The 16,388-nt window shown below is 66.3% G+C and carries 15 protein-coding genes; 11 read left to right on the top strand and 4 right to left on the bottom strand.

The genetic code is table 11. The features are described from left to right. Positions 1-44: 44 nt before the first annotated feature. The 7 genes from ACFWYW_RS44425 to ACFWYW_RS44455 all read left to right on the top strand — a co-directional run bounded on the left by ACFWYW_RS44425 (position 45) and on the right by ACFWYW_RS44455 (position 7,970). Positions 45-959, top strand: coding sequence for a hypothetical protein (locus tag ACFWYW_RS44425; RefSeq protein WP_379611018.1), 915 nt, complete (start codon positions 45-47; stop codon positions 957-959). Positions 960-1,503: 544 nt separating this feature from the next. Beyond that, complete coding sequence (locus tag ACFWYW_RS44430) at positions 1,504-1,887, top strand: lasso peptide biosynthesis protein (RefSeq protein WP_379611019.1); 384 nt, start codon at positions 1,504-1,506, stop codon at positions 1,885-1,887. 65 nt (positions 1,888-1,952) lie between these two features. After that, complete coding sequence (locus ACFWYW_RS44435; RefSeq protein WP_379611020.1) at positions 1,953-3,344, top strand: hypothetical protein; 1,392 nt, start codon at positions 1,953-1,955, stop codon at positions 3,342-3,344. Next, positions 3,341-3,550: an actinodefensin-associated protein B gene (gene adfB, locus ACFWYW_RS44440; protein ID WP_379611021.1), complete on the top strand. Its 210-nt coding sequence runs from the start codon at positions 3,341-3,343 to the stop codon at positions 3,548-3,550. The genes ACFWYW_RS44435 and adfB overlap by 4 nt, the downstream gene beginning before the upstream one ends. A 3-nt stretch (positions 3,551-3,553) precedes the next feature. Then, positions 3,554-4,342, top strand: a complete 789-nt coding sequence (locus ACFWYW_RS44445) for a hypothetical protein (protein ID WP_379611022.1) — start codon at positions 3,554-3,556, stop codon at positions 4,340-4,342. A gap of 232 nt (positions 4,343-4,574) precedes the next feature. Continuing rightward, positions 4,575-6,194, top strand: coding sequence for an alpha/beta hydrolase family protein (locus ACFWYW_RS44450; protein ID WP_379611023.1), 1,620 nt, complete (start codon positions 4,575-4,577; stop codon positions 6,192-6,194). A 96-nt stretch (positions 6,195-6,290) separates the two neighbouring features. After that, positions 6,291-7,970 carry an ABC transporter ATP-binding protein gene (locus ACFWYW_RS44455; RefSeq protein WP_379611024.1) on the top strand — a complete coding sequence of 560 codons (1,680 nt, stop codon included), beginning with the start codon at positions 6,291-6,293 and terminating at the stop codon, positions 7,968-7,970. A 273-nt stretch (positions 7,971-8,243) separates the two neighbouring features. Here ACFWYW_RS44455 and ACFWYW_RS44460 read toward each other — a convergent pair whose 3' ends face one another. Further along, positions 8,244-8,564 (bottom strand): hypothetical protein, encoded by a 321-nt coding sequence (locus ACFWYW_RS44460; protein ID WP_379611026.1) that lies wholly within the window; start codon positions 8,562-8,564, stop codon positions 8,244-8,246. A gap of 77 nt (positions 8,565-8,641) precedes the next feature. Beyond that, positions 8,642-8,932, bottom strand: coding sequence for a putative quinol monooxygenase (locus ACFWYW_RS44465; protein WP_379611028.1), 291 nt, complete (start codon positions 8,930-8,932; stop codon positions 8,642-8,644). Positions 8,933-9,038: 106 nt separating this feature from the next. Here ACFWYW_RS44465 and ACFWYW_RS44470 point away from each other — a divergent pair, with 106 nt between their 5' ends. Continuing rightward, positions 9,039-9,611: a TetR/AcrR family transcriptional regulator C-terminal ligand-binding domain-containing protein gene (locus tag ACFWYW_RS44470; RefSeq protein WP_379611029.1), complete on the top strand. Its 573-nt coding sequence runs from the start codon at positions 9,039-9,041 to the stop codon at positions 9,609-9,611. A gap of 159 nt (positions 9,612-9,770) precedes the next feature. Beyond that, entirely contained in the window at positions 9,771-9,965 is a 195-nt protein-coding gene (locus tag ACFWYW_RS44475) for a hypothetical protein (RefSeq protein ID WP_379611030.1), read from the top strand. A gap of 112 nt (positions 9,966-10,077) precedes the next feature. Here ACFWYW_RS44475 and ACFWYW_RS44480 read toward each other — a convergent pair whose 3' ends face one another. After that, positions 10,078-10,365 (bottom strand): hypothetical protein, encoded by a 288-nt coding sequence (locus ACFWYW_RS44480; RefSeq protein WP_379611032.1) that lies wholly within the window; start codon positions 10,363-10,365, stop codon positions 10,078-10,080. A 317-nt stretch (positions 10,366-10,682) separates the two neighbouring features. Here ACFWYW_RS44480 and ACFWYW_RS44485 point away from each other — a divergent pair, with 317 nt between their 5' ends. Together ACFWYW_RS44485 and ACFWYW_RS44490 are read left to right on the top strand one after the other, a co-directional pair. Further along, the gene (locus ACFWYW_RS44485) at positions 10,683-15,224 is read left to right on the top strand and encodes a hypothetical protein (protein WP_379611034.1); all 4,542 of its coding nucleotides are present in this window, start codon (positions 10,683-10,685) and stop codon (positions 15,222-15,224) included. Next, positions 15,221-15,682 (top strand): FixH family protein, encoded by a 462-nt coding sequence (locus tag ACFWYW_RS44490; RefSeq protein WP_379611035.1) that lies wholly within the window; start codon positions 15,221-15,223, stop codon positions 15,680-15,682. The genes ACFWYW_RS44485 and ACFWYW_RS44490 overlap by 4 nt, the downstream gene beginning before the upstream one ends. 37 nt (positions 15,683-15,719) lie before the next feature. Here the strand turns inward: ACFWYW_RS44490 and ACFWYW_RS44495 are convergent, their stop codons facing one another. Next, positions 15,720-16,283, bottom strand: a complete 564-nt coding sequence (locus ACFWYW_RS44495) for a LuxR C-terminal-related transcriptional regulator (RefSeq protein ID WP_379611036.1) — start codon at positions 16,281-16,283, stop codon at positions 15,720-15,722. Positions 16,284-16,388: the final 105 nt, after the last annotated feature.

Below are 16,388 nucleotides of genomic sequence, written 5' to 3' on the forward strand. Positions count from 1 at the left end.
TCTGGTTGGCATGGCGGCAGCATCGGGCGCATGTCCTGGTCTCCGTGGCTCTGCTCTTGGTGATGGCCGTCGTGTTGGCGGTCAACGCCTGGCAGGGCCGGGTATTGATCGCCGATCACGCGCCACCCGGATGTCCCGGACCCGGTGAGAGCTGCGCCGCCTTCGTCACTGAACTGACGGGACTGCGTGGCCGGATGAGCTTCTTCGTCGCCTTCGTTCCGTTCATAGCCGCGGCGTTGGCAGGGATGTTCTGGGGGGCACCCTTGGTGGCCCAGGAACTGGAACGCAAGACCGGGAAGCTGGCGTGGAGCCAGTCGGTGCCCGTCCGGCGCTGGCTGACGGTCCAGCTCGGCTGGGTCCTGGGCATGGTGACCGTGATAGGGCTTGCGCTGTCGGCCATGGTGAGCATGTGGCGGCAGGCGTATGCCGGATGGGGGGTCGACGACCCCGTTCTGCAACCGTTCTCCTTCGACGCCAGCGGCCTGCAGCCTGTCGGCTGGTGCCTGCTGGCCTGTGCGATTGGTGTGGTGGCGGGTCTGGTCACCCGCCGCCCCCTAGTGGCGATGGGTATCGTCATGGCCGCTGTGTTGCTGCTGATGTCGGTGGCCCATTCCGCTCGGCCGTATTATGTCGGTCCCGAGCGGATGATCAGCGCCGATGCCAAGGCGGTGCAGAAGGCGGGCGGGTTCCTCCTCAAACGCACGTGGCTTGATCCGAGCGGCAGCGAAACCGCTGTCGTTCCCGCGCACGTCTGTGCCGAGTCGCCCTCCCAGGGCCGGGACCTCGCCCGCCTGGAGCAGGAGGAGTGCCTCATCAAGCGAGGCTATAAATACGCCTTCGACTTTCAACCGGCGAGTCGATGGTGGACCTTCCAGGTGATCGAGTTCACGGTGTTCGTCGGGCTCATCGTGGTCATGCTGGGCTTTTCCCTGTGGCGAATCGGCCGTACCAACGTTTGACAGCCGCGGCGCCGGCGTGAGTGGCCGGCGCCACCAGCGATCCGATCTACGCGCTCGCATATGCCCAAATTATTGACAGGCTGAGTCAGGTTTAAGTAAATCATTTCGTTGGATTGCCGGATTCAGATTGGTGGACCGGACAGTCCGGGACAAGATCCACATTATTGCTAGGGCTGTTCTCGTCCTGTTAGCGTTACTGCGTCAATGGTTTTATGGCCATTGAAACCAGGGCTTATACGAGCATCGGAAGGGAGAAGAAATGACGATTACTGCGATTGGTTCTCGGGTTGGCGGCGGCGCGCTCCAGCAGCACCTCCACTCGGAGACCACTGCGGTGGCGGAGAAATGTGTCGGCCCGGGCTACAGTTGCACGTGGGATTCAGACTGCTGCAACGAGACCGTCTGCCTCAACTGCGACTGGTGGACGTGCGCGTACTGCTGAGAATAGCCTCTGAGTAGTCTTAGAATTCCGGTGTGATGGCCCGTTAGAAATGCCTAACGGGCCATCGTCACTGACGACCGCCCAGGCGGAAGAGGTGATGAAATGATCAGAGCTTTATGGGCATTCCGTGCGGCGATGCGATTTTTGGAGAAGAGCCGTTCCGCAAACGGCTCCTATTTGCTGACGGAGTGGCCGGAGGTCAAGAGGAGTCGTTTCCCGATGCGTGGGGATATCGGCAACACGGTGGCCGCGCTTCGGCTTGCCCAGCGCTGCTTCGTGGGGTTCCTCGATCCGATCGAGGACGCGCTCTACCTGACGGCGGGCCTGAGATTCGTAGGATTCGAAGCGACCTTTCACGTGGGCAGAGAGTCGTTTGCCGCGAATCCCCCTCCAGGCCTCCACGCCTGGGTTGAATGTGACGGCCGGGTGGTCAGCACATCTCTCCCGGTTAGGGAAGAATATGTTGAGGTCGCTGCGCTTCCATGAATAGTTCGCTAAATGTCGTCGAGTTCAGAGACGGCAGAATCAACGCTTCTCCCCTTATGCGGGAGGTGGGTATCCGCACTTCCGTCACCGACACCGGTTTCGAACTCAGCCTGGCGGGCCTTGAATCCTCTCCTGTTTATTATCGGGTAGGCATGGGCCGTCTTGAATGGTCGTGTGATCTTGCGGCGTTCGACGGTGGGGACGGCATACCCGTTCCGGACGCCGGGACGCTGCTGACCATGGCGGACGGATATCAGGTAGCTCCCGACTACAGCCCGATCCCCGGTGTCACGCGCCTGTCGATAGGCGCTGTGGTGCAGGTCGACAGAGCTGGCGTTACGGTGAGTAGACGGCAGCCCACGCTTCCGCAACCTCTGCCATTCCAGCAGGCGGTAACAGAGACGCTGGCACGTCTGGGCGACGATTTCGCCATCGCCTACAGCGGTGGGCTGTCCTCGTCCTTCCTCGCCTGTTGCGCGGCGAACGCGGGCCTCCAGCCTCGCTTGCTTCACGGCGTCATTCGCGGCCACCGGGAACTGACCCTTGCGCGCGGGATCGGCGGACTCGATCTGAAGGCGGTCGACGTCGATCTCGGAGAGCTGTTGGATCCCAACCTCATCACTGGGCACGAGCCGTTGCCTCCGATGCCGGAGATGGAGGCCCGGCGGCGCATGGTGGCTGCGCTGGAAGGCGCATTCGGCGGCACGGTGGTCACTGGAGCGCTCCTGAAAGATCTGATTTCGGCGCGGCTGGGCCAGGCTGAAGCGGGGGTCAACGACTGGCGGTTGCTGACGGCCGAGCCGTTCCATGTGCACGGGACGTTGCGGGGCTTGGCCACTGCTCGTGAACTGCTGAAGGACCAAATGGTCCACCGTCCCGGCGCGGGGACGGAGGACTCGCAACCGACCGGAGCGCCCCCGCCGCCCTCGCCGAAGCCCGTCGGGCTCCCGGGACTCACGACGAAGGCCGGTGACGCGCTCGCTTCCGCCCGCCGCGGCACCCTGGGCGTGTGGAAAGACCACCTGGATTTTCTCGACCCCGTACTTGGCCGGGCGATGACCGGGCTCGCCGAGCGCGGACCACTGGCCACTCCCGCGCTCAGCAATTCGGTGCTCTCCTCCGCCGCCGCCCTCGCGCCGGCGAAGCTGGCGAGAATTCGCAAAGGTGTACTGGTCAAACACCTGCCGATGAGGCAGGCGCTCAAGGCCCGCGGAATCGCGACCGTACGCGACGCGTCACCTGGATTCTGGATCAGAGCCGCCGCCGGCGCCTATCTCATCCGGGAACGCGAGAAGATAATCCGGCAGCTTGCGACGGATTGCGCCCTGGCCGACCTGGGGCTGGTCGATCCGCAGCGCGTTACGGCCGTGCTGCACGACGGGCGCGAATTGGCCAATCAGGTCATGCCCCTGCTGCGTCTTCTGTGGCTTGACCAATGGTTGAGGAAACGAGCATGAGCGCACGAGTAGCACCGCACATCATCGTGACGCCTCTCCCGCTCGGCGGCGCGATCATGATGGACAAACTGACGCTCGGGACCGCGGAGCTCGGCGAGGCCGAGATGGCACTGCTCCGGAACATTCTCGAAGGAGCCGAGCAGCCGCGGGGAGAACTCGTCGAGCAGATGCGCCACATCGGATGGCTGATCGTCGAGGAGGAATGACTGATGTCAGTAACCGACGTTGTGCTGGGCATCCTCGCGGGCCCCATGATGGTCGCCGGCCTGGCGAAGTTGGTCACTCCTGCGGAGAAGCTGCAGTGGCCGATACGCCATCCCATGCTGCGCGCCCCCCACGGACCGAAACTTGTGGGCGTCGCCGAACTCACCGTGGCCGCGATCGCGATCCTTGCGAGCGAGCATTGGGCGGTTGTCGCCGTCGCGGTGACCTATGTGTCGCTGGCCGTGGTCGCATTCTGGCTGCGTGGTCAGAAATGCGCCTGCTTCGGCGCCGCGCGCTTGGCGGCTGTGGGGCGGACCCATGTGTCCCTGAACGCGGTGGGGGCGGTCGTCGCCACGATGGTGGCCATTACTGGCAGCGCTGGGCCGTCCTCTGTGGTGGTGCGGCTCGGTGTCACCGCCGGCGCCGCCGTCGTCATATTCGGATTGATTCTGCTCCTCGATCGACGCCGTGAGACCACCGCGACGGCGGCACGACCGTGCGACGATCGCATCTACGGCGTGCGCCTGTATGGGGCTGATGACTGTCCAGCGTGCCAGGCCCTCAAGGAACTGATCGCGAAGATGGACCCGATCCGGCACAGGACGATCGAAATGGTCACCGTGGCCATGAGGGAGAAGCTCCCGGAGGAGGTGGACGGACTCGGCATCCCGTGCGCAGTTGGATTGGACGCCGAAGGCAATGTCGTTTGCGCGCCCGCCGAGGGAATCGGACCGGTCAAGCGGCTGATCGAGTCTGTGACGATTTCCGCGACGGCGGTGGCAAGTGACGGGTGATCTCAGTCAGACTCGGTCGCACCGGGAGATCGCTCCGGGAGGGCTGGCATGGGCCATCAACACCGTCCCCAGGTATCCGTCCATCGCCGAGCACAATCCCGCCTCCGTCACCTGGGACAGGCTGACCATCGATCCTGATCTCGGAGGCGCTCCCCCACCAAGGGGCCGTCCGGTGCGAGTCGAAGTTCGTGAGCTGGGACAGAGCAGAGGATGGGTACTCCCCGTTGAGGGAATGCTCGCCGCCACTCTCGCCTGGCACCCGGAACAGCCGCTGGTCGCCGGACTGGCGGTCCGCCGCCGGTGCGCCTATCCGTGGATAGCGAACTACCGGCTGGCGACGGTAGCGCATCACGAGAATGTGCGGGTGGTGACCTCGCTCGCGGGGCAAGGAAGCCCAATAGCGTGGGCAGGAGAGCGCCTGGTCGTCCTGGTCCCCGGTGAGCCCGCCGATGACGAGGCCCCGGCTTCGCTTGCTGCCCCGGCGATCTACGAGGCCTCCGGTCCGGGTGAGGTCACCTTCTCACCCGGACGCCGCGAACTGGAAGGACTGGCCGCCGCCCGCGTGGCGACATTCGATCCGGGGACGGAGCGGCTCACACCGGTGAGCCCGCCTCTGCTCGTTCGCCAATTGTCCCCCGCGCCCGGGGGCAACCACCTGATTGTCGAAGCCAGTGCCGGGGAAGGGCCAGACGGATTACTTTGGCGCCTCGGTTGTATGGAAGTAACGGGTCGCGCGCGAATGCGTCCTTTAGCCGAGGGGGCGCGATGGGCGGTCGACAGCGATGCCACCGCCTGGTGCGAGGACGACAAGGTTCGCGTTGCCGACCTGACCGGTGACCGGTGGTCCATTCCGGTGCGGCCCGACTCGCCTTGGTGGGTGGTGTGGCACGGCGACGAGCCGGCAGTCCTGTCCTCGCACGAGATCGGACTCCAGATGCACACCGCATCCGGGGATCGCCGCGAAACTTCCCTGCCTGAAGGAACGCGGATCCCGGCCGGTGCACGAGGACGGATGTCCGACGGGCGTTTCCTTATCGGCTGCCGAGGAGCGGACGGGGAAGTCGGATCGCTTGCCGTTGATCTCGATCCGTTCAAGGCACGGGCCAGGTGGGCACGCGATGACGTGGGTCCCTCGGCGAAGAACCGTTCCACCGCAGGAGGGGCGGGGCCGATCGTGGATATCCCCACCGGATTCGGCAACGCACAACTGACCATTCATTCCAAGAACAGTTCGGAAAAGGTGACTTTGCTCTGGGTTCGGGCGGGCCTGATCGGAGACGCGGAACTCGGCCAGGGCCCGCCACCGATTTCCTCCGGCTTTCGGGAGGCGACCCTTGACCTGCCTTTGCACTGGCCGTCCGATGCGACGGTGTCGATGGTGCATGACCAGATCACCAGTGCCGTGAGCGCTGCCGTGGACCGTTGCCAGTCAATGGTGACCGTTGGCGGACACAGTTTCGGCGCCACCCTAGCGCTCTACGCCCTGGCACATGTGCCAGGGATCGCCGGCGCGATAGCGCACAGCGGCTGCTACAACCGGACCCACACCCTGACCGGCTTTCACTTCGAGAGGCGCTCCTATTGGGATGCGCCCGACCTCTACCAGGCATTCAGCGCGCTGCATTTCGCCGACCGGCTGAAAGGCCCCGTGTTGATCGCGCACGGCCTCGCTGACGTCAATCCCAGCACCCCGCCCCAGCAGGCCATAGAGCTCTATCGCGCGATCGTGGCGGCGGGCGGCCACTCCCGCCTGATCCTGCTTCCCCATGAGGGCCATTCCTTCCGCTTCCGGGAGACCTACGAGGCGCTGGCCCGCGAGCAGGGTGACTGGCTGCGGAAAGCAGAGTTCTGAGTGCGGTCAGCGAATGCCCGGACGCCCAACCTGGCTCAGTCACTGCTGTTCGGTCTCCGGCTGTTGTGGGAGGCCGACCCGAAGGGAACCGCCGGCTTGGCCGTTCTCCAGTTGGTGTCGGCGGTCGGGTTGGCGAGTGTCCTGGTGCTCGTACGGTCATCGTTAACCGCCCTGGAGACGGCGGGCGGGAGCGGCTTTCGGGCCGCGAGCATCCCCGCGGCCCTCGCGATCGTCGTGCTGGGCTCGGCCGCCGGAATGGTGCGCGCCGTGAGCACCCGCATTCAGCGCATGGTGACCGTGAAGGTGGACCGGCACGCCACAGCCATCGTCCTGCGCTCCGCCATGCAGGCCGAACTGTCGGAATTCGAGGATTCGGCGTTTCACGACCGGCTGCAACGCGCGGTGTTCGCCTCTCGCGGCAGACTGGCCATGCTCGTCACCGCGACAGTCGCCATTGGCCAGGCCGTACTGGCTGCCGTCGCCGTCACGGGCACGTTCATGTCGATGGCATGGTGGCTGCTGCCGGTCGCCGCGGTGAGCGCCCTACCTGTCCTCAAAGCCGCGCGCGACGACCGGAACTCCCGCCACGAACTGCATCACGCCCTGTCGGAGAACCGGCGCAGGCGCGAATACCTGGAGCGGCTGCTGACCGGCCGGGACGAGGCCAAGGAGATTCGCGCTCTGCGACTCGGGCAAGTCCTGCACGATCGCTGGGACGCCGCGTATCGACAGGAGATCCACGGCCACTCCGCAACCAACCGGCGCTACATGTGGGGCAGCCTGCGCGCCCGGGTGGCTGCGGACGGGTTGGTCCTGGCCGTTGTCGGCGGAGGCATCTGGCTGGTGGCCGCCTCCGTCCTCGACCTGGCGACCGTCGCCGCCGCGCTGATGGGACTGTGGTTCTTGTCGACTCGCGCGCAGATGCTCGGCGGCTTGCTGAGCGGGATCGGCGAATCCATTCTCTATCTGGAGGACCTCCGCGCCTTCACCGCGGTCTCGCCCCGGGAAACCGCTCACCCCCGGATGGCGATGGGAACCGTACAGGCCGACCAGGTCTCCTTCGCCTACCCCGGAACTGATCGGCCGGTGCTTCGCGACGTGACGGTCACGGTCAAGCCGGGCGAGGTTATCGCTCTCGTCGGGGCGAACGGCTCGGGGAAGACAACGCTGGCGAAGATCTTCGCCGGTCTGTATCAGCCGGACCACGGCTCCGTTCTGCTTGACGGCACGCCTGTCACCGACACTCGGACGCTGCGTGATCTGTCGGCGGTCGTCTTCCAGGATTTCGTCCGCTACAAACTCCCCGCCATCGACAACGTGACCTTCGGTCAGCCGGACGCGCCCGTGGACACGGACCGCGCACAGCGAGCCTTGGCCCAGGCGGGGGCCGACGCGTTTGTCGCCTCGCTGCCAGCCGGGGCTCAGACCATCCTGGGCAAGGAGTTCGCCAATGGCGCGGACCTGTCGGGGGGCCAATGGCAACGGCTGGCGATCGCCCGTACCTTCTACCGGGACGCGCCCTTCATCATCCTCGACGAGCCCACGGCAGCACTCGATCCGAAGGCCGAGGACGATCTCTTCGCCCGCGTCAAGAACCTGTTCGCCGACAGAGCCGTCTTGATGATCTCTCACCGCTTCTCCAGCGTCCGACACGCGGACCGGATCTACGTCATGGAGGAGGGCAGCGTGACCGAGGAAGGCACCCACGAGTCGCTAATGGCCAGACGTGGTACGTATGCTCAACTGTTCACCATCCAGGCGCGGCCCTATCGTTAGCCTTTCGGTCCGCGGCGCGCGGAACATGGCGGCACCGGGGGTCGTCAAAGGCTTGGCCGAGGCGTTTAGATGCCGGGAGGCTGATATCACCTGGGCCACACGACGACCTCACCGACCGCCTTCACCTACGCCCGCGCTTGACGACGAGGCTCCACTCTCCCGAAACGGTCGGCCACCCGAGCGAACAGCGCGTCCAGCCCGCCTGTAGATCATCGGCAGTCACCACATCACGCCCGCCACCCATAAGTTACGAAGTCAGGTTGTACTAGACCTCTAGCTTGGATCTTCCGTCAAGTCGGTGGAGCGTGCCAGCGCGTCACGGCCCTCTTGGCCGATGCCGTAGTGGCAAAAGAGCGGCAGGTCGAACAGATTCGCCGGGGACCGGACATGCTCCGGCCGCCTCTCCAGATCAGTGAGGGGCACCCGCTTTACGAAGACCGGGCTTCCGGCGACCTCCAGTAGCGCCGACTCCCCACCGATGCCCGATCCCGTCGGCACGGCCGTGTCCACGAGCTCGCGCAGGGCGCGGTCACTGTGCTGCGCCAGGGATGTGGAGACGGCACCTGGGGCGGCCAGCCGCGCACCGCGCGACATGCCAGGGCACTTAACTACGGCTTCCACCTGGACGCCGACCTCGATTCTGCACTGGCCGAGCAGCCGCGGCGCTCCTGTTAGGAGCCGATGGGCTGCAGTACTGCCGTAGTGGGGGGCTCGCGCAGCATGTTGGTAGCCTCGGCCATGCCGGGCGCCGCTTCGGCCATGTGCAGGTGGAAGGCCGAGGCGCTTTCCCACTCCTGCACCGAGTAGAAGGCGCCCGGATCTGTCGCATGCGCGAAGATGCGCGCGCTGAGGAAGCCCGGTTTGGCCGAAGTCTGGATGGCGTGCACCAGCGCGTCACGCGCCTCACGCTCCCGCCCGTCCTTGGCGTGGATCTCGATCAGGACCGTCACCGCGTCGTTCATCGTCCTCACTCACCCTCTGTGTCCGATTTAAGAAGCGGGATCGCTTCTTAAATCACACCCTACGGCACCGTCGTAAGATGTGTGCGTGCATCTTATGGAGGTTGCCATGCGACGACGGCGCGGCGCCCGGCTGGAGGCGGCCCTGCTCGAGGCCGCGTGGGCGGAGCTCACCGAACGCGGTTACGCCACCTTCACGCTGGAAGCCGTGGCACGCCGGGCCGCCACGAGCACTCCGGTGATCTATCGGCGCTGGGCGAACAAGCACCTCATGGTCGAGGCCGCCCTCATGTACGCCAGCTCCGCCCAGCCCCTCGACACCCCGGACACGGGGACACTGCGCGGAGATCTCTTGGCGATCATGAGGGCGGCCAACGAGACGCGTCTCGATCTCATCGCCGCGATGACGGCGGTCCTCGGCACCTACTTCGACGAGACGCACACCAGTCCGGCGCAACTTCGACAGCAGATCCTCGCTGGTGAGCCTTCGGCCGCCGACGTCATCTTTCAGCGGGCGATCGACCGTGGCGAGGCGTGCGCCGAACGCCTCACACCCCGGCTCAGGAGGCTCGCTTTCGACCTGTACCGCCACGAGGCCCTCACGACGTTGCGACCCCTGCCCGACGATGTCATCGAGGAGATCCTGGATGACATCGTCCTGCCTCTCGTACGGGATGCTTGACGGCAGTTCCCGGAGGTGGAGTACCGCTGCCGGCTGACTTGCGATGACGTAGGCGAAGCCGGGCCGCGTGACCGTTGTTGGGCTCGGCGATCCTTGAGGCCATCGTGCAGGCCCGGCTACGCCGGCATGGTGTACGGGGGAAGGGGCCGGTGCTCAGGCATGTTCGTCGGCCCGCGCGACGAGGTGCGTGCTCCGGTCATCGAGTTCTTCGACCATGGCGGCAGGCGGTTCGAATTCTCTCTGCTGCGTTTCGATCTCGACGTCAACGCCGCGGCGCTCGGTCACCACACCGCCGTACCGGCCATCGCGAGAGCGCCTTCTGCGCCGCGACCACCGGACCGACGAACCTGCTGATCTCGGCCGTCTGCCGCGACCTCCACCGATACCTCACCCAAGCAGCATCGGCTGATCGCGTAGCTCGGCATTGGTGGATGAATTCGGTCCTCGAAGGATCTACGGAGAGGGGTCAGGCCAGTCCGCCGGTGACCATCAGTCTGGGGGTCGCCGCGTGCGCGTCGATCGTGGCCACGACGGCTGGGGAGGCGAGCCTGTCGAAGGCTCCGGCTTTCCGCAGCGCGCCCAAGCCGCGAGGTTCCGCGATGGTCCACGTGTCGGGCCGTTCGCGAGAGATGCCGTGCTTGCGTGCGAGCTCGGACCACAGGGCCTGCGCCATGTCATCGGCGGCATCGGCGAAGGCGCGGTCGAGGCGGGCATAGCCATGTTCGTCGAAATGCGCTCGCAGGTCGCCGGTCATGGATCGCCTTCCGGTCGAGACCGTCGAGCGCGGCGGCGGGCAGGCTCCCATGCCGACTCGACGGTCGGTCATGTGCGCTCAACCTAGCTCAGATGAGAACAGACGTCGGGGTGTGCGGACGATCCGGCGGATTGCTCTTGCCCGAAAAGGCACACCAGCCCGTCACTGACCCCGATCGAGGGCGGCGGTCCCGGTGGGTCATTGGAGGCGAGCCGGTTGGGTCAACCTCTGGTCCGCAGGGATCAGATTGCGGCGGCGCGCTTGTCCCGGCACTGGCTGCGCGCGGTACTGGGGTGAACGGGGCAAAGGAGCGCATCATGGCGGACCTGTCGACGGTTGCTTTAGCCTGCGCCGGCATCGGGCTGGTGCTGATCAGGTTCAGAAGGCGCGGCATCGGGGTGCGGCTGCTGTTCGCGATGTCGATAGGCGCATGGGTGCTGGTGGCGGGCGGCGGGATGTGGGGGGTCAGTGGCGCCTTCGCGCAGCGCGTCGCGGCAGCGGATCCGTGTACGGCCGGCGCGCCGGTCAGGACGTTCGACATCTCCTTGATCAACCTTCCGCTCTTCCTGAATCGCTTCGGGGACGTCGTTCCCGAAGGGCGCATGTACGTCTTGGACGAGAACATCGCGGCGGTGCGGGCGAACTTCAAGAAGGCGGCCGATCCGTTCAGCCAGCGGGATCTGGTCGAGCCGCTGACCATCCGGGTGAACCACGGCGACTGCGTGTCGATCAGGTTCATGAACAGGCTGGGGGAGCCGGCGCCGGACCTGGAGTTCGACCTGGGAGAGTCGGTGTTCAAGCTGCCCGGTGAGACGGTGGTCGCCACACCGGGGGCGGTCACCCCGGCCAAGCGTCAGTTCGCACCGGCCAGGTCCGCGCGCAAGGTGCAGTTCGACACGACCGCGGCGCCGTACGCCTCGATGCACTTCGATGGGCTGAAGTATGACGTCGCCACGTCGGACGGCACGGCGGTCGGCAACAATCCGGCGTCCACCACGGCGCCCGGCGCCTCCACGACCTATCGGCTGTTCGCCGACGCGGAGGGGGAGTTCCAGTTCAAGGACGGCGCCGACATGAGCTCCGTGCAGACCGGGGCGGGCAACTTCATCGGGTCGCACGCCTTCGGGGCCTTCGGCGCGATCATGGTGGAACCGGCCGGTACCACCTGGGTGGACTCTTCGACGGGCCAGCCGCTGAAGTCGGGCACCCGGGCGATCATTCAGAACCCGGCGGGCAAGGACTTTCGCGAGCAGGTCGTGTTCATGCACGACGAAGTGGAGGCGCAGCCCGGCATTCTGACGCGGCTGTGCCGTACCGGAGAAGACGAGGAGGACCGCGCGAGCGGTGAGTGCGTGGAACCGAGCGCGGCCGAACTGGCCAAGCTGAAGGCGGGCACGCTGCCGGGACTGTCGGGCGGCGACGCCGACGCGCTGGTGCAGGGCGAGGTGCCGGTCAAGATGGAGTGGTTCGCCTTCAACTACCGGGCCGAGCCGGGGTTCAACCGCGAGGAGGTGGGCTGCCCGGCCGCGACGCGGGCGGGACAGGGGTTCAACGCGGCGGAGTGCGTGGGCGAGGAGACGAGCCTGTCGTCGTGGGCCTTCGGCGATCCTGGCGGTGGCGACCTGGTGTTTCCCAGCTATCGGGGTGAGCCGACCCAGTTCCGGCTGATCCATCCGGCGGAGTTCGAGACCCACACTTTCCACCAGCACGTGAACCGGTGGCCGTTCGACCCGAAGGACGAGGGCGGGCTGGAGGAGGTCAGCAAGCCCACGCACCACACCTCGGTGAGCAACGCCCTGGACGTGCAGGCGGTGAGCCCGGGTTCCCACTACTCGCTGATCATGGAGGGCGGGACCGGCAGCGCCCATGACGACAAGAAGGCGACCTTCGGCGACATCATTTTCCACTGCCATCTCTATCCGCACTTCGCCAACGGCATGTGGGGGTTGAACCGCACCTTCGACAAACTCGAGGACGGTACGCGGCGCAATCCCGACACCACCCTGGTGCCCAAGCTCATTCCGCTGGCCGACCATGCGGCTCCGCCCGCGCCGACCGCGGACCAGCCCGGCTTCCCGCATTTCATTCCCGGCGCGTTCGGTTACAAGAGCCCGAAAGCGCCGCTGGCCGTCGCGGAACGGCGGACCGGGGCGGTGTTCGCGCCCACTCCCGCGGAGATTCGCGCCGCCGACGTCCGAGGTCAGGTGCCGGGCGGCTTCTTCCAAAACCCCTGCCCGGCCACCAGATCGGATGGCCAGCCCATTCCCACCAAGACGTTCTACGTGTCCGCGATCGAGATCAAGCAGGTCTACAACCCGAAGCTCAACTGGAACAATCCACAGAGCCGCGTCTACGTCGGCGGCAGCACCGCGGCGGAGCGAGATACGAAAGTCGCCGAGGTGCGGAACGGCAAGAAACCCGAACCCTTCTCACCCTTGCTGAACGTCGGCGACTGCGTCGTCTACCACTTACGCAACGACCTTCCCGAGCAGTTCGGCGGCACCGTCTTCGACCGGCGGCAGATCACCAACGAGGTCGGCATTCACCAGCACATGGTCCAGTTCGACGTGCTGTCCTCCGACGGAGCCGCCAACGGCTGGAACTACGACCAGGGGGCCGACGCCACCGGACCCAACCGTGAATACACCTATCGCGACTTCGTGCACGCCGACACCGCGACGAACTCCTTCCACGATCACTTCTTTCCGAACGTGCACCAGGACAACGGCCTGTTCGGCGGCGCCACCATCCATCCGCCCGGCTGCACCTTCCGCGACCCGACGACCGACGCGGTGGTGTCGATCGGCACCATCGTGGACGTCCACTGCGCTCCGGGCGCCACCGATTACCACGGCAGACCGGCCGACGGCGAGGACTACCGGAACGTGGCGTTGTTCGTCGAGGACCACGTCCCCATGTTCAAACCCGCGGACGCCGCCGATCCGAACGACGACCGGTTCGGCACGCCGGAAGGAGTGCCGATCTACCCCGCGAAATTCCCCTCAAGCAACGACGACCAGGGCGTGATGGGGGTCAACTACCGGCTGGAGCCGTTCGAGGCGCGCCGGAACTCCGACATGGCCAACATGTTCAGCTCCATCAGCCACGGAAATCCCAACACGCCGATTCCCCGCGCGTTCGAAGGCGACCGGGTCAAATGGCGGTTGTTCCAGCTGAGCCAGGAGGAGTCGCACGGCTTCAACCTGGAGCGCTTCCGCTGGAAACAGGAGCCCAACGATCCGAATTCGCCGTGGGTCCAGGCCCAGCACATCAGCGTGCTCGAGTACTTCGACGTGAAACTCGACATGGGCTATGAGATGTACTGGCCGGGAAACCCCGGCGAACACCGAAATTACCTCTACGACTACGGCGGCTCCGACGACTGGTTCCTCGGCACCTGGGGAGAACTCGTCGTCTACGGGTGCCGTGAGGGATTCGAGCCGCCCACCGGGCGGCTGGCCTGGCTCCCGGACAACATGCCGCGGCACATCTGCGCGGGCCCGCAGCCGGAGAAGGCCGGACCGAAGATCCCCATCCCCGGCCTCAACAACCCGTGTCCGCACCTGCCCGACGAGACGATCACGGTGCCGATCAAGCGGTTCACGGTGGTGGCGTTCAACAAGGACCTCACCTACAACGCCGCGGGCGACCACGATCCGAACGGCGCGATGTACGCGCTGGAAGAGGACGTGGCGGCGATCAAGGCGGGCACGAAGAAGGCCGAGCCGCTGATCCTGCGGGCCAACGCCGGCGACTGCATGGAGATCACCCTGAAGAACCAGCTGGAACCGGCCAAGATGGCACCCCACTGCTTCGAGGGCACCGAACCCGGCCAGCTCGGTTTCCGCGATCCCAGCGAAGGCGGACTGACGCTGCCGGGCTGCCTGGACCAGCCGCCGAAGAACGAGCACAACGTGCCGGGGTTCAAACCGCTCCCGGTCAGCTCCCGCGTCGGCCTGCGCTCGGCCATGGCCGACAGCCATGTGGACAGCTCAGGCTCCAACGTCGGCACCAACTACCCTGATACCACGGTCGCCCCGGGCGGGTCGATCTTCTACCGGTGGTACGCGCCGGAGGAGGACGGCTCCACCGGCCTCGGCATCCTCCAGGACTACGCCGACCCGCTCAACCACGGACATCACGGCCTCTACGCCGGCCTGGTGATCGAGCCGAAGGGATCGACCTACCTCGACCCGAAGACCGGCGCCGCCCTGAAGAGCGGCACGGACGCGGTGATCGTGGACCCGAACGGCAAGGACTTCCGCGAGCACGTGGTCCTCATGAACAGCGATCTGTCGCTGGTACGCAAGAACACCAACCACCCGGTGCCCGACAACTACGACATGGCGCTCACCCCGAGCCACGAGGCCGACGACCCGGAGGATCAGGGCGAGTTCGCGATCAACTACAGCAACGAACCCTGGAGCCACCGATACACCCGTAATCAGGACCTGGCCAAGATCTTCTCCTCGCAGGTCCACGGCGAACCGGCCACGCCGCTCTTCCGCGCGTACGGGAAGGACCCGGTGCGTTTCCGCGTCGGACAGGCGGTCGGTGACCCGCGATCGACCGGCTTCACGCTGCACGGTCACAAGTGGCGGCGTGCCCCGGACGACCCGCAGTCGCAGCTGGTCGCCTTCCAGGGCCAGTTCAACCCGGGCGTGGTCCACAACATCCACCTCGATCCCGCGGTGACCGGCGGCGCCGGCGGACCGGACGGCACACCGGGCGACTACCTCTACCGGTCCAGCACGCTCGCCCGCCATCTCACCGGCGGCCAATGGGGCATCTTCCGGGTGCTCGTCGCGAAACAGGCCGACCTCATCGAGCTGCCCGACCGTGGAGGAGCACGCAGATGACGTTCCGTCATGGCTTCATGTACGGCACGGCCGCCGGGCTGACCGCGGCCCTGGTAATAGCGTTGATCGCCTTCTTCGTCACCGATCCGGTCCCGGCGGCCTCCGCCGGCGAGCAGACCCGTCCCCCGGCCGCGCCGTCGGCCGGGGCGGGCCTGCCCGTGGGCATCGACGTCAAAGCCCGTCACCGCGGCAACCTCGAGGTCGAGGTGACGGCCAGGGTCAGCACCAAGACCTACGACCCGCTGTCACGGGCGAGCGTGGTCATGTACGCGGACATGGTCGCGATGCCGATGGCGCACCGCCTGGGCCCGATCCCGATGAAGGAGGTGGCGGGCAAACCCGGCCAGTACGCGGCGGAGGCCCGGGTGCCGATGGCCGGCGAGTACGACATCCAGATCAGCGTCCAGCGCCCGCTTCCCGGGGAGGCGCACACCAGGCTCGACGTGGGCGCGGGCTGAGCCGTTCGTCGGCGTGCCCGGCCCCGGCGGCGGGCTGTCAGAGGAGTCCGGCCTTGGCCGCGGCGAACAGCGCGCTGGCCCGGTCGGTCGCGTCGAGCTTGGACAGGATCGGTTTGAGATTGCGCTTGAGCGTCGAAGGGCTGATCGCCAGCCGGCGGGCGATCTCGTCGTTGCGCAGCCCTTTGGCGACCAGCCGCAGAATGCGCAGTTCGTGCGCGGTCAGCGCGGGGATGGGCCCGGTCGGCTCGCGGAAGAGCGGACCGCTCGCGGTCGAGCTGATCACGACGTCACCCGCGTTGATCGCCTGCAGCCCGCGTAACAGCCCGTGGGGATCGGCGTCGCTGGAGAACAACCCGCTCACCCCCAGCCGCATCACCTCCCTGGCGCCCGCCGAGTCGATGATGTCCACCACCAGCATGATTTTCACCGAGGGCGCACTCTCACGCAGCCGCCGGACGGCCTGGATCAGGGCAGGGTCCAGCGTGCGCACGTCAAGGACGGCGATGTCGGGCGCACGCCCATCGATGGCGTGCCCGAGTTCGTCGAACCTGCGTACCACGGCGAGCACGGAAATGCTCGACGAGACCTGCCGTAGCAGCATCCTGAACCCGCGACCTGAAGTCGCGAACCTTCGACCATGGCCACGACGCGGATCACATCACTCGTCTGCCCCCAAGACAGAATGACGCCGGCATTTTTATCTGCC

It is taken from the genome of Nonomuraea sp. NPDC059023 (genome assembly GCF_042740095.1).
Classification (GTDB): domain Bacteria; phylum Actinomycetota; class Actinomycetes; order Streptosporangiales; family Streptosporangiaceae; genus Nonomuraea.

Excerpts from the sequence above, each read along its gene's own strand:
- ACFWYW_RS44450 (WP_379611023.1), top strand. The coding sequence starts at position 4,575 with ATGCTCGCCGCCACTCTCGCCTGGCACCCGGAACAGCCGCTGGTCGCC.
- ACFWYW_RS44475 (WP_379611030.1), top strand. The coding sequence starts at position 9,771 with ATGTTCGTCGGCCCGCGCGACGAGGTGCGTGCTCCGGTCATCGAGTTC.
- ACFWYW_RS44470 (WP_379611029.1), top strand. The coding sequence starts at position 9,039 with ATGCGACGACGGCGCGGCGCCCGGCTGGAGGCGGCCCTGCTCGAGGCC.
- ACFWYW_RS44490 (WP_379611035.1), top strand. The coding sequence starts at position 15,221 with ATGACGTTCCGTCATGGCTTCATGTACGGCACGGCCGCCGGGCTGACC.
- ACFWYW_RS44460 (WP_379611026.1), bottom strand. The coding sequence starts at position 8,564 with ATGTCGCGCGGTGCGCGGCTGGCCGCCCCAGGTGCCGTCTCCACATCC.
- ACFWYW_RS44465 (WP_379611028.1), bottom strand. The coding sequence starts at position 8,932 with ATGAACGACGCGGTGACGGTCCTGATCGAGATCCACGCCAAGGACGGG.
- ACFWYW_RS44495 (WP_379611036.1), bottom strand. The coding sequence starts at position 16,283 with ATGCTGCTACGGCAGGTCTCGTCGAGCATTTCCGTGCTCGCCGTGGTA.
- ACFWYW_RS44445 (WP_379611022.1), top strand. The coding sequence starts at position 3,554 with ATGTCAGTAACCGACGTTGTGCTGGGCATCCTCGCGGGCCCCATGATG.
- ACFWYW_RS44480 (WP_379611032.1), bottom strand. The coding sequence starts at position 10,365 with ATGACCGGCGACCTGCGAGCGCATTTCGACGAACATGGCTATGCCCGC.
- ACFWYW_RS44430 (WP_379611019.1), top strand. The coding sequence starts at position 1,504 with ATGATCAGAGCTTTATGGGCATTCCGTGCGGCGATGCGATTTTTGGAG.
- ACFWYW_RS44485 (WP_379611034.1), top strand. The coding sequence starts at position 10,683 with ATGGCGGACCTGTCGACGGTTGCTTTAGCCTGCGCCGGCATCGGGCTG.
- adfB (WP_379611021.1), top strand. The coding sequence starts at position 3,341 with ATGAGCGCACGAGTAGCACCGCACATCATCGTGACGCCTCTCCCGCTC.